The following is a 17,091-nucleotide window of genomic DNA, read 5'->3' as shown; positions in this document are numbered from 1 at the left end:
TGGCCTTCCACTACGGCTCGGATCCGCGGAGGTGAACGGGGAGATCGGTTCAGCGGCGCACCATACCGACTGGTTGGAATGACTGTAAGTCCGCTGTGGGTCACGTTTCGGGGTCGATACGGACGCCGCCCCTCGCCACGGATTGGTCCCGATGGCTCGGGCCCGACGCATCGGAGAGCACCCCGTGAAGATCCACATCACCAGCGTCTTCGTCGACGACCAGGACAAAGCCCTGCGCTTCTACACCGACGTCCTGGGCTTCGTGAAGAAGCACGACGTCCCGATGGGTACCGACCGGTGGCTGACCGTCGTCTCGCCGGAGGACCCCGACGGGACGGAACTGCTCCTCGAGCCCTCCGGCCATCCCGCGGTGCGGCCGTACAAGGCGGCGCTGGTCGAGGACGGCATCCCGGCCACCTCTTTCGCCGTGGACGACGTACGGGCGGAGTTCGACCGGCTGCGTGCACTCGGCGTGCACTTCACCCAGGAGCCGCTGGAGATGGGCCCGGTCACCACTGCGGTCTTCGACGACACCTGCGGCAACCTGATCCAGATCGTGCACAGCGGGTAAGGAGCCGGTCGGCGTCGGCCGCGAGCTGCTCATCGCCGAGGCGCACGGCCGGTGGGGGAGGTGAGCCGCCCGACAACGTCGGAGCGGGTCGGACGGTCCGTCAGCTCACCTCGTCTCACCTCACCACCACCCGGACGGGCACCGGCGCGACACCCTGGCAGCAGCGCCGCCACCGGGCCCGGGCGCCCTTCGCTCCCGGGGCGACGACGACCAGCGCCGGGCCGTGTCGTGCCCAGCGGGCCGCCGTCCTGTCGGGGCCTCGCCCGGGTGGAGCCGGGCCAGGTCTCGTCGCCGGTCTTCACCACGTCACTGACGACGGCGAGTTGTTCCGCCCGTTCCCGCTTCCGCTCCGCGGACCGGAGCATCTCGGGTCGCCTCGCCGCAGGCGCGGGGGCCGTGGGAGACGGTGGCCGAGGTCCGCGGGGCGGTCAGGCTCTCCGACGACGAGCGCCGGGGGCCCGGGGGGATTGCTGTGTCTCCGCCGCCGAACCGGGCCATGGGTGCCGACGCGGTTCCGGCCCGGTGGTGACCGGGCACGGAGCCCCTGGTCACGGCAGGACCTGGATCTTCCGGCCCTTGCCGGCCTGGAACTGTCGCAGCGCCTCGGCGTAGTCCGCCAGCGGCAGCCGGTCGCTGATGAAGACCTCCGGGTCGAGCACTCCACCGGCGAACAGCTCGGCGGCGCGCTCGTAGCTGTGCAGGACCGCCATCGAACCGGTGATGGTGATCTCCTCGTTGTAGATCCGGTACGGGTCGATCGTGGCCCGGGCCGCGTAGTCGGCGACGCCGAACTGGAGGTACGTACCCCCCTTGCCGACCCGGCCCAGTGCGTCCTGGATCGCGTGGGCGTTGCCCGTGGCGTCGATGACCACGTCCCAGCCGCGCGGGCGGTCGAGCGCGTCGGCGGTGGTCACCGCGTTGCTGCAGCCGAGCGTGCGGGCGGTGGTCAGCCGGTCCTCGTTGATGTCCACCATGTCGACCGTGGCCGCGCCGGTGCGCTTGGCGAGTTCCATCATCATCAGGCCCATGGTGCCCGAGCCGTAGATCAGCACATGGGTGGCGAGCGAGCTGCGCAGGATGTCGTAGCCGCGTACCGCGCAGGACAGCGGTTCGATGAGGGCGGCGTCCTCGGTGCGGACGTGCTCGGGGAGTTTGACGCAGTTGGCGGCGGGAGCGGCCGTGTACTCGGCGGCGCCGCCGGGGACGGTGACACCGATGGCGTTCCAGCGCTCGCACAGGTTGCCGCGTCCGATCCGGCAGTAGTGGCACTCGTGGCAGTGCAGAGAGGGGTCGACGGCGACCCGGTCTCCGACGGCCAGGTCGCGTACCCCGGAGCCCAGGGCGACGACCTCGCCGGCGAACTCGTGCCCCGGCACGATCGGCAGGGTGGGCGCGAACTCGCCCTGGAGGATGTGCAGATCGGTGCCGCACAGGCCGCAGGCCGAGACCTCGATCACCACCTGTCCGGGGCCCGGTGTGGGGTCGTCGACGGTCTCGACGCCGACCTGGCCGGGCGAGCTGATGACGGCGGCTTTCACTTGACTGCTCCAAGGGACAGGCCCTGGACCAGCTTGTCCTGGGCGGCGAATCCGGCGATGAGGACCGGCAGGGAGATGCAGACGGCGGCGGCGCACACCTTGGCCAGGAACAGGCCCTGGCTGGTGACGAAGCCGGTGAGGAACACGGGTGCGGTGCCGGCGACGACGCCGGTGAGCACGCGGGCGAAAAGCAGTTCGTTCCAGCTGAAGATGAAGCAGATCAGCGCGGTGGCGGCGATGCCGGGGGCGACGACCGGCGCGACGATCCGGGTGAGGATGGTGGGCAGCCCGGCGCCGTCGATGGAGGCCGCCTCGAGGATCTCGACGGGGACCTCGGCGAGGAAGGAACGCATCATCCACACCGCGATCGGCAGGTTCATCGAGGTGTAGAGGATGACCAGCAGTCCGATGTTGTCGAGCAGGCCGCTGTTCTTCGCGATCAGGTAGATCGGCAGCAGTCCGGCCACCGCGGGCAGCATCTTGGTGGACAGGAAGAAGAACATCACGTCGGTCCACTTGCGCACCGGCCTGATGGACAGCGCGTAGGCGGCCGGGATGGCCAGCACCAGCACCAGCAGCGTCGAAAGGACGCTCGCGGACAAGGAGTTGATCAGCGGCGGCCAGGGGGAGACCCCGGTACTCGCGCCGAAGAACTCCCGGTAGCCCTGGAAGGTCAGCGGGGCTCCCAGGCTCGGTGGGTTGGTGGCGGCGTCCGATTCGCCGTGCAGCGAGGTGAGCACCATCCAGGCCACCGGAAGGAAGAACACGACTCCGCAGAGCCAGGCCAGCAGGCCGAGTGCGCCGCGCTTGCGCCGGGTGGAAAGACCCCCGCCCGCGGCACGCTGGGGGATGTCGGCGGTCGCGGCCATCAGCGGGTCTCCTCTCGAAGCAGGGACGAGACGGCCCTGAGCGCGAAGGTGGCCACGAGGAGGGAGCACAGGACGACGATGACGCCCTCCGCGGAGGCCTGCCCGTAGTCGTGCGCCTGGTAGAAGGTCTCGTAGACCGTGTAGGGCAGGTTGGCGGTGCCCAGACCGCCGGCGGTGAGGGTGAAGACGGCGTCGAAGTTCTGCACCACGTAGATGCTGCCGAGCAGCGCGGCCAGCTCCAGATAGCGGCGCAGGTGCGGGAAGGTGAGGTAGCGGAAGACCTGCCAGGTGGTCGCGCCGTCCACGCGGGCCGCCTCGACGACGTCCATGGGGCGGCTCTGCAGGCCGGCCAGCAGGATCAGCATCATGAACGGCGTCCACTGCCAGATCAGCGACGCCTCCACGGACATCAGCGGCAGCGACGACAGCCAGTCGGGCTGCGGTGGGTTGTCGCTGCCGAACAGGCTCCACAGCCAGGTCAGCGTGCCGTTGATCAGCCCGTAGGTGGCGTTGTACAGGGCGTGCTTCCACAGCAGGGCGGAGGCGACGGGCACGACGAGGAACGGTGTGATCAGCATCGTGCGGACGATGCCGCGGCCTCGGAATTGGCGGTCGAGGAGCAGGGCCAGCCCCAGGCCGAGCAGCAGGCTGACCAGCACCACGGTGACGGTCAGGGTGACGGTCGTCAGCAGGGAGGAGCGCAACTGCGGGTCGGTGACCGCGTCCTGGTAGTTCTGCAGGCCCGCGAAGGTCCGGTGGTCCGGGTCGAGGGCGTTCCAGCGCATGAACGAGAGCACCAGGGTGCCGACGAACGGCAGCTGGGTGACCACGATCATGAAGATCAGGGCGGGGAGCAGCGGGGCCCGCCGGGCCCATGCCCCGCGAGAGCGCCGTGGGGGTGTCGCCTGTTCCGCTGTCCGCGGCGCCCGGCCAGGCCGGGTGAGCGAGTGAGTGGTGGTCATCGGTGTCTCCGCTGTGCTCCCGTCCCCCGGTCCCACGGGTGGGGGACCGGGACACCGGGAGCGTCGAGTGGATCGGGGAGGGATCACTTGTCCGCGTACTTGGCGGCGACCTTCTCGGCGAGCGCCTGGCCGGCCTTCAGCGCCTGCTCGACGCTGGTCTTGCCGGCGATGGCGGAGCTGATCTGCTGGGAGACCTGTGTGCCCAGGTCGGTGAACTCGGGGATGCCGACGAACTGGATGCCGGGCGCGGGCCGGGGCTGCACGCCCGGGTTCTCGGGGTCGGCGGCCTTCAGCGCGTTCGCGGTGGCGTCGGCGAAGGCCGAGGCGGCGGCGACGTACTTGGGATTGTCGTAGGTGGAGGTCCGCTTGCCCGCCGGGACCCGGGACCAGCCGAGCTTCTCTCCCACCAGTTCCTCGTACTGCTTGCTGGAGGCCCAGGAGATGAACTTCCAGGCGTCGTCCTGGTTCCTGCTCGCCTTCTGCAGGCCCCAGGCCCAGGTGTAGAGCCAGCCGGAGCTCTTGGTCTTCTCGACCGGTGCGGGTGCGTAGCCGATCTTTCCGGCCACCGGCGACTCGTCGGATTCGAGCGATCCGGCCGCGGAGGTGGCGTCGTACCACATGGCGACCTTGCCCTGCTCCATGTTGTTGAGGCACTCGGCGAACCCGGACTGCGGGGCGCCCGCCTCACCGTGGGCGCGCACGAGGTCGACGTAGAACTTGGTCGCCTTGGTGAACTCGGGGCTGTCGACCTGGGCCTTCCAGTCCTTGTCGAACCAGGTGCCGCCCATGGTGTTGACCACCGTGGTCAGCGGGGCCATCACCTCGCCCCATCCGGGCAGGCCGCGCAGGCAGATGCCCTTCATCCCGGGCTCGGCGCCGTCGGCCTTGGCCGCCAGGTCGGCCACCTGCTGCCAGGTGGGGCTGGCCGGCATGGTCAGCCCCTTCTCCCGGAAGACGTCCTTGCGGTACATCAGGAAGGACGACTCGCCGTAGAACGGCTCGGCGTAGATCTCGCCGGACGCCGTCAGGGACTCCCGCATGGCGGGCAGGATGTCGCCCTGGTCGAAGGCGGCGTCCTTCTCGGCGTACGACGTCAGCGGGGCGAGCCAGCCGTTCTTGGCGTAGATCGGCGTCTCGTAGTTGCTGATCGTCGCCACGTCGTACTGGCCGGCCTGGCTGGAGAAGTCCTGGGTGATCTTGTCGCGGACGTCGTTCTCGGGCAGCACCGTGAAGTTGACCTTGATGCCGGTCTCCTTGGTGAAGTGCGCCGCCGTGAGCTTCTGCAGGTCCGCCATCTGCGGGTTGTTCACCATGAGCACGTTGATGGAGTGCGAGCCGGAGCCGCCCCCCGAGCCGCCGGCGCCCGCACACGCCGTGAGCAGTGCGCCGCACACGGCCAGCGCGCCCAGCGGCACCGCGCGCCGCAGAACAGTCGGTCTTGAAGTCATGATCGTCCCTTTTCGTGAAATGTCGGGTGCGGGGCAGTGACGGGGGGAAGGGAATGGGGGATCGGGCAGACGGTGGGGTTCGGCTGTGCGGGCAGGGGGTGCCGTCGGCGCGGCTCCGGCGGAGCCGTCCCTTGCGGCAGGGGGCGGTCTGTGCGGGTCAGACCCGGTGGACGCGGGGTCCCATCAGTGAGTAGCGGTGCGCCTCGGCGCTGGACAGTCCGGTGTCGGTGACGATCGCCTCGAAGTCGCCCACCCCGGCGAAGCGGCAGAAGCTGCTCGCGCCGAACTTGCTGTGGTGCCCGAGGAACACACGTCGACGCGACACGGCCAGTGCCTTGGCCTTGACGTCGGCCACCACCGGATCGGGGGTGGTCAGGCCGAGCTCCCGGGAGATGCCGTTCGACCCGAGGAAAGCCAGGTCGATCACGAATCCCTCGAGCATGGCGCAGGCCCATGAGCCCACCGTGGCCAGGGTCCGGGCCCGGACGCGGCCTCCGAGGAGCAATACGGTGACCTGCGGAGAGTCCACGATCGCGGCCGCGGTGGACAGCGACGCGGTGATCACGGTCAGGGGCTGGTCGCCCGGGAGGAGTGCGGCGAGGAGTTGCGGGGTGTAGCCCTCGTCCACGAACACGGTCTCCGCCTCGCCGAGGAGTTTGACCGCCTCCGCGGCGATCCGGCGCTTGTCCTTGACGTGCAGGGTCTCCCGTTGGGCGAGGCCCGTTTCGAAGCCCGCGCCCTCGACGGGATAGGCGCCGCCGTACGTGCGGCGGAGCAGGCCCCTGCGTTCCAGCACGCCGAGATCGCGGCGGATGGTCTCCGGCGCGACCGCCAGGTCGACGGCCGTGGTGGTGACCTCGATCCGTCCGTGGTGACGAGCGAGCGCGAGAATCCGGCTCTGACGCTCTTCGGCGTTCATCGCACTCACCTCGCTTGCGTACCGGTCCGGACACGGCGTGCCCGGTCTTGCCGCACATTTATACCAATCAGCTTTTGGCGCAAACCGGCCCACAATGGGCTTGAAACTGCCCGGTGATGCCCGAAGGGATTACACGAAACCCCAGGTCACGGCCCCGCTGGGTAATCTGTTCCCTTTATCGATGCCCGTGCGGACCGCCTCCCGTGCCCGGTTCGGGCGGACGGTGAACTGTGACCCACCTCATCACCGCCCCGCCACCGGCCGGCACGACCGGGGCGGCGCGACGCGGCATGTCCGATCGGTCCGCGGCACGAGGTCTCCCGCGAGAGGGGGTGGCACGGCTGCCGGGCCGTTCCCGCCCCCCTCGCCGGCTCGGCGGGGTCCGGTCCCGTCCCCGCGCACACGGCTCCCACCCGCGCAGGCCCGGCCCCCGCCCGGCCGGGCACCGGCGCGGAGTCCGATGCGGTGGCACGGGTGGGGCGGCTCGCGACGCGCTGCGGCACCTGGCGTGCCTCACGAGTCCACGGCCGCCTGCTCCGCTCCGGCCTCCGCACCCTGCCTGCTGTCCGACCAGGCGGCCCACAACGCGGCGTAGCGGCCGCCCGCCGCCACCAGTTCCTCGTGGGTGCCGGTCTCCACGACCCGGCCGTCGTCGAGTACGACGATCCGGTCGGCGGTCGCGGCCTGCGGCAGGCGGTGGGCCACCATCAGGCCCGTTCGGCCCTCCAGCGCCCGGAGAGCGGCGGTCTCCAGGACCCGCGCTCCGGCGCTGCCCGCGTCGGCGGTGGCCTCGTCCAGGATCGCGATCGGAGGGTCGGCCAGGACCAGCCGGGCCAGCGCCAGATGCTGCGCCTGGGTCACCGTCAGCCGGTGTCCGCCCTCGCCGACGACCGTGGCCAGCCCCTCGGGCAGCGCCTCCGCCCACTCCAGGGCGCCCACCTTCGCCAGGGCCGCCCGCAGCTCCTCGTCGGTGGCGCCCGGGCGGGCCAGCCGCAGGTCCTCGGCCAGCGGGCCGGCGAAGACGTGCACCTCCTGGCTGATGAGGGTCACCGCACGGCGGATCCCCGCCGGGCCCAACTCCCCGGCGTCGACTCCGCCCAGCGTGATCGTGCCGCCGGACGGCTGGTGAACACCGGCGATCAGCTTGGCCAGCGTGGTCTTGCCCGCGCCGCTCGCGCCCACCAGGGCCACCCGTTCCCCGCTGCCCACCTCCAGGTCGACGTCGCACAGCACCGGGTGGCCGGACACATAGGCGTAGCCCAGCGAGGAGACCTTGACCGAGCCGTCCACCGGTACGGCCCGGCCGTCCGACTCGGGCTCGCCGGCGAGGTTCGACACGCCGACCAGGCGGGCGAGGCTGGCACCTGCGGACTGCACGTCGTCGAGGAGGAAGAGCGCGGCGTTGACCGGGTTGAAGAGGCTGTGGAAGTACAGTGCCGCCGCGGTCGCCGTGCCGATGCTCACCGACCCGTTGTCCACCAGCAGGAAACCGGTGACCAGCACCGCGGACAGCCCGATGAACTCGGCGAGGTTGAGCCGTGAGAAGAACCCGGTCACCACGTGGATGCCGCGCAGGGCGAGGTCGACGGCCGACCGCGACCGCTGCTCCAGGAGGTCCGCGTGGACGCGGTTCAGCCGGAAGGCGCGTACGGTGCGGACGCCGCCGACGCTGTCGAGGAGCTGGTGCTGGAGGGCGCCGGAGGCCACCCGGTGCTCCGCGTAGACGGGAGCGGCCCGGCGCAGGTACCAGCGCACGGCGAGGACCTGGATGGGCATGGCCAGCAGGGCGGCGAGCAGGAACCGCCAGTCCAGCACGGCGAGTCCGACGAAGGTCAGGACGATCGTGAGCGCGGAGCGGGCGAACTCCGGCAGTGCCTGGCGCACCGACTTCGTGATCACGGAGACGTCGCCGGTGACGCGGGAGACGAGGTCGCCGGATCCGGCTTCCTCGACACGTTCCAGCGGCAGCCCGAGGGCCCGCTCGACGAACCGCTCGCGCAGGGACGCGAGCACGGTTTCGCCGAGCCGGGCCACCAGCGCGCTGCCGACCGCGGTGGCGGCACCGCGGCCCAGCGCGACCCCGGTCAGCAGGACCGTGGGGAGCAGCAGGGCATGCGTGCCCTCCCGCTCCACCACCAGGTCGACGACGTGCCCGAGCAGGGGAGCGGTCAGCAGCCCGATGCCGGTGCCGGCGACCAGCACGCTCATGGCCGTCACCGCCAGGACACGGTGTCCGCGCAGCAGGGCGCGGAGTGCGGCCAGGGTCTCGGCGCCGGTGGCGGTCGGCAGGAGGGTGCGGTCCACAGGGGTGGCTTCGCTCATCGTGGTCTGGGTCCGTCCTTCGTCGGTCCGTTCTGTGGCGTCTGTGGCGTCTGTGGCCTCTGCGGCGTCCGTGGAGCCCACGTCGATGCCGTGCGCCGACGTCATGCCAGGACCGCGGCCCGGTAGGCCGCGTCGGCGGTGACGAGTTCGGCGTGGCTGCCGTCGGCCGTGACCGTGCCCTCGTCGAGCACCACGACCCGGTCGGTCACCGCGAGCAGCGCGGGGCTGGTGGTGACCAGGACCGTGGTGCGGCCGCGTCGGGCCTCCCGCAGCCGGGCGGCGATCCGGGACTCGGTCACCGTGTCCACGGCGGTGGTCGGGTCGTGCAGGACCAGGACGGGACGGTCGGCGGCCAGGGCCCGGGCGAGGGCGACGCGTTGGCGCTGGCCGCCGGACAGGGACCGGCCGCGTTCGGCGAGCACGGTGTCCACACCGTCGGGCAGCAGCCGGGCCACGTCGTCGGCCGCCGACGCCGTGAGGGCCGGTTCGATGCCGGCGGACGCCGTGTCGGCCGCGGCGCGCACGTTGTCCAGGAGGCTGGCCTCGAACAGGTTCGCGTCGTGCGGGGCGACCAGGACGACCCGGCGCAGGTCGTCGGGGTCCAGGGCGGTCAGGGGAACGCCGTCGAGTTCGATCGCTCCCTCGGCCGGGTCGGTCTCCCTGGCCAGGCAGCGCAGCAGGTCGTTGGCTGCCGCGGGGTCCCTGGCGACGACGCCGGTGAGGCTCCCGGCGGCGATGTCGAGGTCGATTCCGCGCAGCGCGCCGAGGGCGACACCGCGCAGCCGGAGCGCCCCGGCGACCGGGTCGGTGGGTGTCGCGCCGCCCGGCTCCACCGCGGCGGGTGCCGCCAGCACCTCGGCGATGCGACGGGCCGAGGCGCGGCCCTGGGCGAACTCGGCGTTGACGTAGGTGAGGAGCTGGAAGGGGCCGAGGAGGAACTGGGCGAGTCCCACCGCCGCCACCAGGTCGCCGACGCTGATGGTGCCGCGCATCGCCAGATAGGCACCGGCCAGGCCGATGGCCGCGATGAACAGGCCGGTCAGGGCGAGGACGGCACCTTCGTGGCCGGCCCGGCTCCGGGCGGACCGCAGCGCGGCGGCCAGCGAGTCCTGGCTGGTGTGCCGGTACCGCGACACGGCGGCCGACTCGGCGCCCATGCCCTTGAGCACGCGCAGTCCGGCGACGAGGTCGGCGGCGACGCCGGAGGCGTGGGCGGCGCGCTCCTGTTCGGTCTCGCTGCGCTGTTCCAGCGGGCGGCTGATGCGGTGGCCCAGCCAGAGCAGGGGCGGGATGCCGAGCAGGACGAGCAGGCCGAGCGGGACGGAGATGCGCAGCAGCGCCACCGCGCTGACCGCCAACGCGGCGAGGGCGGCGGCGCCGTACGGCAGCACGGTCACCGCCGAGCCCACGCGCTTGGCGTCGTTGGTGGCGATGCTGGTCAGCGCGCCGGGGAGCCGGTCGGCGTCCGCGCCGCCGCGTGGGTCGAGCACCCTGGTGCCGAGTTCGAGCCGGAGCCGGTGCGCGGCCTTCTCGCCCGCGCCCTCCGTGATCCGGGCTCCGGTCCGGTAGCAGGTGGACAGGACCAGGAAGAGGGCGGCGAGGAGGAGCAGCCAGCGCCACAGGGTGCCGGTCGAGCCGGTCGCCACCGCCTGGTCGATGATCACGCCGACGACCACGGGCACCATGGCCTCGCACGCCTGATGGGTCATACCCAGCAGGGACGCCGCGGCGAGGCGCCGCCGCTGGTCTCCGATCGCTCCGCGGAGGACGTGGCCCCCGGTCGGTCCTCCAACTGGCATACGGTGCCTCCGCAGATGGCCGGATGGTTAGGTAAGGCTACTCTAAATATGTTGATCCACCGCCGATGTCCGCGCGCCGGCTTCCAGGTCCTACCCACAACTCAACGGGGTTTGCGGATCGGTTCGTTGACCCTCCGCCCGGTGCACGGTTAGGCTCGCCTAAGTAACACTCTGTTGTTCGCGCGTCGCGCTGTTCCGCGGCCCGTGCGAGCTTCGCGAGCCGCCGCCAGGGGGAGTTGTCGTTGTCGGTCGAAACCCAGGCGGTGACGGAAGATCAGACCGCCGCTCCGGTCGTACCCGGAACCCGGCGGACCGTGGCCGCGTTGCGGGGAGCGGGCCTGTTGCTCGCCCTCGGTGCCCTGGTCCTGGTCGGTCTGGTCAGTGTGTGGGTGGGCACCAGAGGGATCCCGTTCAGCTCGACCTGGAGCCTGCTGTGGCACCCTGACGGTTCGGAAGCGTCGGTCATCATCCACGACTACCGCATCCCCCGCACCCTCCTCGGACTCCTCATCGGTGTGGCCCTCGGACTGTCCGGCGCGCTGATGCAGGCACTGACCCGCAACCCGCTCGCCGACCCCGGTCTGCTCGGCGTGAGCCAGGGCGCCGCCACCGGCGTCGTCGTGGCCATCGCCTACCTCGGGGTGGGAACGGTCGTGAGCCAGGTGTGGTTCGCGCTCGCCGGGGCGGCCGTCACATCGGTCGCGGTGTACCTACTGGGTTCCTCCGGCCGCAAGCTGGCCACGCCCGACCGGCTGGTCGTCGCCGGAGCGGCCGTGACGGCCGTCCTCTACGCCTTCTGCTCGGCGGTCCTGCTGATGAAGCCGCGCGCCTTCGACCAGTTCCGCTTCTGGACGGTGGGCGCCCTCACCGGCCGCTACCTCGACGTCGTGTACGTCGTCCTGCCCTTCGTCGCCGTGGGCCTGCTCGTCGCCCTGGCGCTCGCCCCCTCGCTCAACGCCCTGGCCCTGGGCGACCAGGTGGGGCGCGCCCTGGGCGTGAACGTCGGCCGGACCCGGGTGCTGGGCGCCGTCGCGGTGATGCTGCTGTGCGGCGCCGCGACAGCCGCCGTCGGCCCGATCAGCTTCGTGGGGCTCGCCGTACCGCACGTCGCCAGATTCGTCGTCGGCCCCGACCAGCGGTGGGTGATGGCGTACTCCATGCTGCTCGCGCCCGTGCTGCTGATCGGCGCGGACGTCCTGGGCCGGGTGATCGGAGCCCCGGGCGAGGTCCAGGTCGGGATCGTCACCGCGTTTCTCGGTGCGCCCCTGTTCATCGCGCTGTGCCGCCGTCGAAAGCTGGTCATGCTGTGAGTGACGTGAGGGAGGCGGGGCCCTCCTCCGCCGAGGTCCCGGGCGCCAAGGGCGCCGCGCCCCCGCGGGTCGTCAGCGGGTTCGTCGTCCGTACCGGGCGCGGCGGTCTCTCCCTGCGGATCCAGGGGCGGACCGTGGCCGTGACGGCCGTGCTGCTCGCCGTGCTCGTCGTCGTCATGGGGATCAGCCTGACGACCGGTGACTTCGCGCTCTCCGTCGGAGAGGTCCTGCGAGCGCTCACCGGCAACGGGTCGCCCGGCGCGGACTTCATCGTCAACACCCTGCGCATGCCACGCCTGGTCACCGCGGTGTGCGTCGGTGCGGCCCTCGCGGTCAGCGGCGGAATCCTGCAGAGCCTGACCGGCAACTCCCTCGGCAGTCCCGACGTGATCGGGTTCACCAACGGGTCGGCCGTCGGGGCGCTGGTGGTCATCATCGTGATGCACGGCAGCATGATCCAGATCGCGCTGGGCGCCCTGATCGGCGGCCTCGCCACCGCCGCCGCGGTGTCCCTGCTCATGATCGGGCGCGGGTTGCAGGGGTTCCGGCTCGTCGTCATCGGCATCGGTGTCAGCGCGATGCTGCTCGCCGTCAACTCGTACCTGATCACCCGGGCCACCTTCCAGGAGGCGATCGAGGCCCAGGCGTGGCTCATCGGCAGCCTGAACAACCGCGGTTGGACCCAGGCCAACGCCATCGGTCTCGCCGTCGCCGTGCTTCTCCCGCTCGCCCTCGTCCTGTCCCGCCGTCTGTCCATGGTGGAGATGGGCGACGTCACGGCCACCGCGCTCGGCGTCGAGGTGGCGCGCACCCGTACCGCCCTGCTCGTCATCAGCGTGGCCCTCGCCGCGTTCGCCACGGCGGTGACGGGCCCCATCTGGTTCATCGCCCTGGCCGCTCCCCAGGTCGCCCGAAGACTGACCGGCGCGTCCGGTCCGGGCCTGCTGCCCACCGCACTCATGGGTGCCGTCCTGCTGACCGCGAGCGATCTCGCCGTACAACGCCTGTTCGCTCCCACCCTCCTGCCGGTGGGCACGGCCACCGGCACCATCGGCGGGCTGTACCTGATCTGGCTGCTGGTCACCGAGTCCCGAAAGAGCCGCGCATGAGCAGGAAAGAGCCCCGTATGACAGGGACGAACACCCCGGCACCCCGGCTGCGGGCCGAGGACCTCACGCTGACGTACGACCAGCGGACGGTGGCCACCGGCCTCGACGTCGACATCCCCGACCGCTCCTTCACGGTGATCGTCGGACCGAACGCCTGCGGCAAGTCGACCCTGCTCAAGGCGTTGGCGCGGATGCTCAAACCCCGGACGGGACAGGTCTACCTCGACGGCGCCGCGATCGCCTCGTACCGCTCCCGCGAGGTCGCGCGCCGGCTCGGGCTGCTGCCGCAGTCGTCGACCGCGCCGGGCGGAATCACGGTGGGCGACCTGGTGGCCCGCGGCCGCTACCCGCACCAGCGACTGCTGAAGCAGTGGTCCGCCGAGGACGAGGCCGCCGTGGCCGAGGCGATGCGGCAGACCGGCGTGCTGGAACTCGCCGACCGGCCCGTCGACGACCTCTCCGGCGGCCAGCGCCAGCGCGTCTGGCTCGCCATGGTGCTCGCGCAGCAGACCCCCATCCTGCTCCTCGACGAACCCACCACCTACCTCGACATCGCGCACCAGGTCGAGGTGCTGGACCTGTGTGCCGCCCTGCACGCCCGCAGGGGACACACCGTCGTCGCGGTGCTGCACGACCTGAACCAGGCCTGCCGGTACGCCACTCACCTGATCGTGATGCGGCCGGGCGGCGAGATCGCGGCCGAGGGGGACCCGGCGGCCGTCATGACCGCCGACCTGGTCGAGGAGGTCTTCGGACTCTCCTGCCGGATCATCGACGACCCGGAGACCGGTACGCCGTTGATGGTGCCCGCCGCTCCCAGGCGGCCCGCTCCCGAGGACGCGGCCGAGCCGCCCGCCGCCGTGCTGGCCGACACCCGAGGGGGACACCACTGATGCTGAGCGCCAGGCTGACCAACGCACGCTTCCTCACCATGGATCCGGAGCACCCGGTCGCCCACGACCTCGGCATCTGGGAGGGCCGGATCGTGGGCCTGGACGAGGCCGTGACCTCCCTGCCCGCACGCGAGGTGATCGACCTCCAGGGCGCCACCGTGCTGCCCGGGTTCATCGACGCCCACGTGCACCTGGCCTGGACCGGGTTCAAACAGAACACACCGAGCATCGCGGGCCGTACCCGGATCGACGACGTGCTGGCGGTCGTGGAGGAGGCCGTCAGCCGGCAGGGCTCGCAGGGGGCCTGGGTGAGCATCGCCGGATACGACCAGCGGGCCCTCGGCCGCCATCTGACCGCGGCCGAGCTGGACAAGGTCAGCCACGGGCGCAAGGTGTTCATCCTGCACGACTCCGGGCACGGCTGCGTCGTCAACAGTGCCGTGCTCGACCTGCTCCCCTCCGACATCCCGCACGAGAACGGCTTCCTCGCGGAGGGAGCCATGGGCGCCGCCCGCGCGCTGCGCCTGCCGTACTCCCAGGAGGAGTTGGCGGAGGCAATCGGGCGCGCCGCCCGGACCTGTCTGGCCGAAGGTGTCACCGCCTGCGCCGAGGCGGGCATCGGCGGCACCCTCTTCGGTCACACCCCGGTCGAGCTGGGCGCCTATCAACTCGCCCGCGAGAAGGGCCTGTTGCCGCTGCACGTGCAGCTCATGGTGTCGGCGGACCGGCTCCGTCCGGTCGGCGCGCACGAGGCCGACGGCATCCCCCGGGCCCTCGACCTCGGTCTGCGTACCGGGTTCGGTGACGACTGGCTCTCCGTGGGCGCGCTGAAGATCTACACCGACGGCGGCATGATGGCCCGTACCGCGGCCCTGAGCAGTCCGTACGAAGGGCTGGACCACGCCGGCCAGTTGCAGGAGGACCCGGAGGCACTCGCCGACACGATCGTGGACGGCCACCTCGCCGGATGGCAGCTCGCGGTCCACGCCATCGGGGACCGCGCGGCCGACGTCGCCCTGGACGCCCTGGAGCGGGCGCAGGACCTCCGGCCGCGCCCCGCGGCCCGGCACCGTGTCGAACACGCGGGCCTGATCCGCCCCGACCAGTTGCCGCGGTTCGCGCGGCTCGGTGTGAGCGCGGTCGTCCAGCCCAGCTTCCTGCGCTACTTCGGCGACGACTACGCGGCCGTCATGGGCGAGGAGCGGGCCCCGTGGCTGTACCGGGGCAGGGCGTTCCTGGACCACGGCATCCCGCTCGTCGGCAGCTCGGACCGCCCCGTCACGGAGGGATCCCCGCTGCGGGCCATCCAGTTCATGGTCGAGCGCGCTTCCGGGTCCGGCCAGGTGATCGGCCCCGACGAGGCCATCACCGTCGACGAGGCCCTGCACGCCTACACCGTCGCCGGCGCCTTCGCCTGCCACTGGGAGGACAGCCGGGGCAGCCTCACCCCGGGCAAGCGGGCCGATCTGGTCGTGCTCGGCGACGACCCACGGCACGTGGACGCCTCGCGCATCGGCGACATCGAGGTGGTGGCGACGTACGTCGACGGCCGGGAGACCGGGAAGCGAGCGGCGTGAGGGGGAGGACGGACGCCGTCCGCAACTCCCGTACTGGATCTACCGTTTAGGTAAGGCTAACCTTATTCTCGGGCTCCGCTGGGGTGACACGGCGACGAGCCGCCCTCCGCGTCAGCGGGAACCGAGGAAGGAACGCCTTGATCAAGGACCCACCGCGTGCCGCCCCGCCGTTGACGCGCGTGATCCCCACGGTGACTGCGTCCCTGCGTCCGGCGCGCCGAGAGGACGCCGCTCGACTCGCCGACCTCTCCAGGCCGTTCGTGGGTTCCGGGGCGTTGCGCGAGCGGCCCGTCTCCCTCTACGCCGCCCACGCCTCGGACTTCCTCGTCCTGGAGGGCACCGACGGGTCCCTCGAGGGATGTGTGGGCCTGCGCGTCCACCCCGCCGCCGCGGAGGACGGTCGAGGACCGGCAGGGGTCGTGTACAACTTCTGTGTCTCCTCGCACCGGCAGGGGCGCGGAGCGGGGTCCCGGCTCCTCCAGGCCGTCCTGGCGCACGCCCGCAACGAGTCGCTGGTGGCGCTGTTCACGGCGACGACCGGCGGGGGCGGTCTCTTCCTCCGGCACGGGTTCGCACCCGCGAGCACGGCCCTGGCGCCTCCCCTCTGGGTGGAGTCCCTCGACCCGCGGCGCGACGCCCGCATCCTCGCCCGGGTTCCGTAACCGCTCGGCCGCCGGACCGGTGCCGGCGCCGGCAGGGGTGCACAGCCCGCGGCCGACGCGCCGCCGGCCGTCACGCGACGCCTTTCCCGTCGTCCGGGCCGTCGTCCGGGACCACCGTGGTGCCGGGGGCGTTCCCGCCGAGGACACCCCGCAGCAGCGCGTGCGGGACCCGGCCGTCGAGTACGTGCGCCTTGCGTATGCCGCCCCGCACGGCTCGCAGGCACCCCTCCATCTTCGGCAGCATCCCGCTCGTCAGGTGTGGCAGGAGCGCGTCGAGTTCGGCGGCCGTCAGTCGCTCGATGACCCGGGTGCTGTGCGGCCAGTCGGCGTACAGTCCCGCGACGTCGGTGAGCACCACCAGCCGCGCGGCGTCGAGGGCCACGGCCAGCGCCGACGCCGCCAGATCGGCGTTGACGTTGTAGACCTCCCCGTCCTCACCGCGCGCCACGGGGGAGACGACGGGGATGTGCCCCTGCCGCAGGAGCAGACGGACCGCGTCCGGGTTCACGTCGACGATGTCGCCGACGAGACCGATGTCCACCGGGCGGCCGTCCACCCAGGCCGACCGCCGTACGGCGGTCATGGTGTGCGCGTCCTCGCCCGTCATGCCGAGGGCGTACGGCCCATGGGCGTTGATGCGGCCGACCAGTTCCCGCTGCACCCGGCCGGTCAGTACCATGCGCACCACCTCCATGGTCTCCGGCGTGGTCACCCGCAGCCCCGCCTCGAACCGGGACTCGAGGCCGAGGCGGTCGAGCATCGCGCTGATCTGCGGCCCGCCGCCGTGCACGACGACCGGGCGCAGGCCCGCGTGCCACAGTTCCACGACGTCCTGGGCGAAGGCCTGCTGGAGGCCGCTGTCCACCATGGCGTTGCCGCCGTACTTCACGACGACCGTGCTGCCCCGGAGGTCTTCCGGTCGGTGCGGGTCCTCGACGGACGGCTCCGCGACCGCGTCGGTCGGCGGGGGAAGGGGAGAGCGGTCCGGCAGGGGAGAGGCGTCGACAGTCGGCGAACCCATGAACGTTTTCCTCCTTGGAGGCATGCTGTGGGGACTGCGGGTCACAGGGATTTCTCGGCCAAGGCAGCGGCCGAGGCGGAACGGGCCCGCG

At 71.9% G+C, this 17,091-nt stretch carries 14 protein-coding genes; 6 read left to right on the top strand and 8 right to left on the bottom strand.

The annotated features are described in order from the left end of the window. The first annotated feature begins 184 nt into the window (after positions 1-184). Entirely contained in the window at positions 185-571 is a 387-nt protein-coding gene (locus ACF1A1_RS32530) for a VOC family protein (protein WP_392004642.1), read from the top strand. 548 nt (positions 572-1,119) lie between these two features. Here the strand turns inward: ACF1A1_RS32530 and ACF1A1_RS32525 are convergent. From ACF1A1_RS32525 to ACF1A1_RS32495, 7 genes are all read right to left on the bottom strand, one after another. After that, the gene (locus ACF1A1_RS32525; protein ID WP_392004640.1) at positions 1,120-2,109 is read right to left on the bottom strand and encodes a zinc-dependent alcohol dehydrogenase family protein; all 990 of its coding nucleotides are present in this window, start codon (positions 2,107-2,109) and stop codon (positions 1,120-1,122) included. After that, positions 2,106-2,978: a carbohydrate ABC transporter permease gene (locus ACF1A1_RS32520; RefSeq protein WP_392004638.1), complete on the bottom strand. Its 873-nt coding sequence runs from the start codon at positions 2,976-2,978 to the stop codon at positions 2,106-2,108. The genes ACF1A1_RS32525 and ACF1A1_RS32520 overlap by 4 nt, the downstream gene beginning before the upstream one ends. Beyond that, complete coding sequence (locus tag ACF1A1_RS32515; protein ID WP_392004636.1) at positions 2,978-3,940, bottom strand: carbohydrate ABC transporter permease; 963 nt, start codon at positions 3,938-3,940, stop codon at positions 2,978-2,980. The genes ACF1A1_RS32520 and ACF1A1_RS32515 overlap by 1 nt, the downstream gene beginning before the upstream one ends. A gap of 83 nt (positions 3,941-4,023) precedes the next feature. Then, the gene (locus ACF1A1_RS32510; protein ID WP_392004634.1) at positions 4,024-5,388 is read right to left on the bottom strand and encodes an ABC transporter substrate-binding protein; all 1,365 of its coding nucleotides are present in this window, start codon (positions 5,386-5,388) and stop codon (positions 4,024-4,026) included. A 157-nt stretch (positions 5,389-5,545) separates the two neighbouring features. Then, positions 5,546-6,307, bottom strand: a complete 762-nt coding sequence (locus ACF1A1_RS32505) for a DeoR/GlpR family DNA-binding transcription regulator (RefSeq protein ID WP_392004632.1) — start codon at positions 6,305-6,307, stop codon at positions 5,546-5,548. A 513-nt stretch (positions 6,308-6,820) separates the two neighbouring features. Continuing rightward, positions 6,821-8,629: an ABC transporter ATP-binding protein gene (locus tag ACF1A1_RS32500; protein ID WP_392004630.1), complete on the bottom strand. Its 1,809-nt coding sequence runs from the start codon at positions 8,627-8,629 to the stop codon at positions 6,821-6,823. 101 nt (positions 8,630-8,730) lie between these two features. Then, the gene (locus ACF1A1_RS32495) at positions 8,731-10,428 is read right to left on the bottom strand and encodes an ABC transporter ATP-binding protein (RefSeq protein WP_392004628.1); all 1,698 of its coding nucleotides are present in this window, start codon (positions 10,426-10,428) and stop codon (positions 8,731-8,733) included. A gap of 242 nt (positions 10,429-10,670) precedes the next feature. Here ACF1A1_RS32495 and ACF1A1_RS32490 point away from each other — a divergent pair, with 242 nt between their 5' ends. From ACF1A1_RS32490 to ACF1A1_RS32470, 5 genes are all read left to right on the top strand, one after another. Continuing rightward, positions 10,671-11,738, top strand: coding sequence for a FecCD family ABC transporter permease (locus ACF1A1_RS32490; RefSeq protein ID WP_392004626.1), 1,068 nt, complete (start codon positions 10,671-10,673; stop codon positions 11,736-11,738). Then, the gene (locus tag ACF1A1_RS32485) at positions 11,735-12,847 is read left to right on the top strand and encodes a FecCD family ABC transporter permease (RefSeq protein ID WP_392004624.1); all 1,113 of its coding nucleotides are present in this window, start codon (positions 11,735-11,737) and stop codon (positions 12,845-12,847) included. Before ACF1A1_RS32490 ends, ACF1A1_RS32485 begins: the two co-directional genes overlap by 4 nt. Positions 12,848-12,864: 17 nt before the next feature. Continuing rightward, the gene (locus ACF1A1_RS32480) at positions 12,865-13,740 is read left to right on the top strand and encodes an ABC transporter ATP-binding protein (RefSeq protein WP_392004622.1); all 876 of its coding nucleotides are present in this window, start codon (positions 12,865-12,867) and stop codon (positions 13,738-13,740) included. Further along, entirely contained in the window at positions 13,740-15,317 is a 1,578-nt protein-coding gene (locus ACF1A1_RS32475) for an amidohydrolase (RefSeq protein WP_392004620.1), read from the top strand. The genes ACF1A1_RS32480 and ACF1A1_RS32475 overlap by 1 nt, the downstream gene beginning before the upstream one ends. Before the next feature lie 137 nt (positions 15,318-15,454). Then, positions 15,455-15,979: a GNAT family N-acetyltransferase gene (locus ACF1A1_RS32470; RefSeq protein ID WP_392004618.1), complete on the top strand. Its 525-nt coding sequence runs from the start codon at positions 15,455-15,457 to the stop codon at positions 15,977-15,979. A 70-nt stretch (positions 15,980-16,049) separates the two neighbouring features. On the opposite strand, the gene argB is transcribed toward ACF1A1_RS32470, so the two are convergent. Continuing rightward, positions 16,050-17,000 (bottom strand): acetylglutamate kinase, encoded by a 951-nt coding sequence (gene argB, locus ACF1A1_RS32465; protein WP_392004616.1) that lies wholly within the window; start codon positions 16,998-17,000, stop codon positions 16,050-16,052. Between the last annotated feature and the right edge of the window lie 91 nt (positions 17,001-17,091).

Origin of the sequence: Streptomyces sp. NPDC014995, from assembly GCF_043080745.1 — a bacterium.
Classification (GTDB): Bacteria; Actinomycetota; Actinomycetes; order Streptomycetales; family Streptomycetaceae; genus Streptomyces.
The sequence above is the reverse complement of the archived record's forward strand: the minus strand, read 5'-3'. Positions and strand labels throughout refer to the sequence as shown.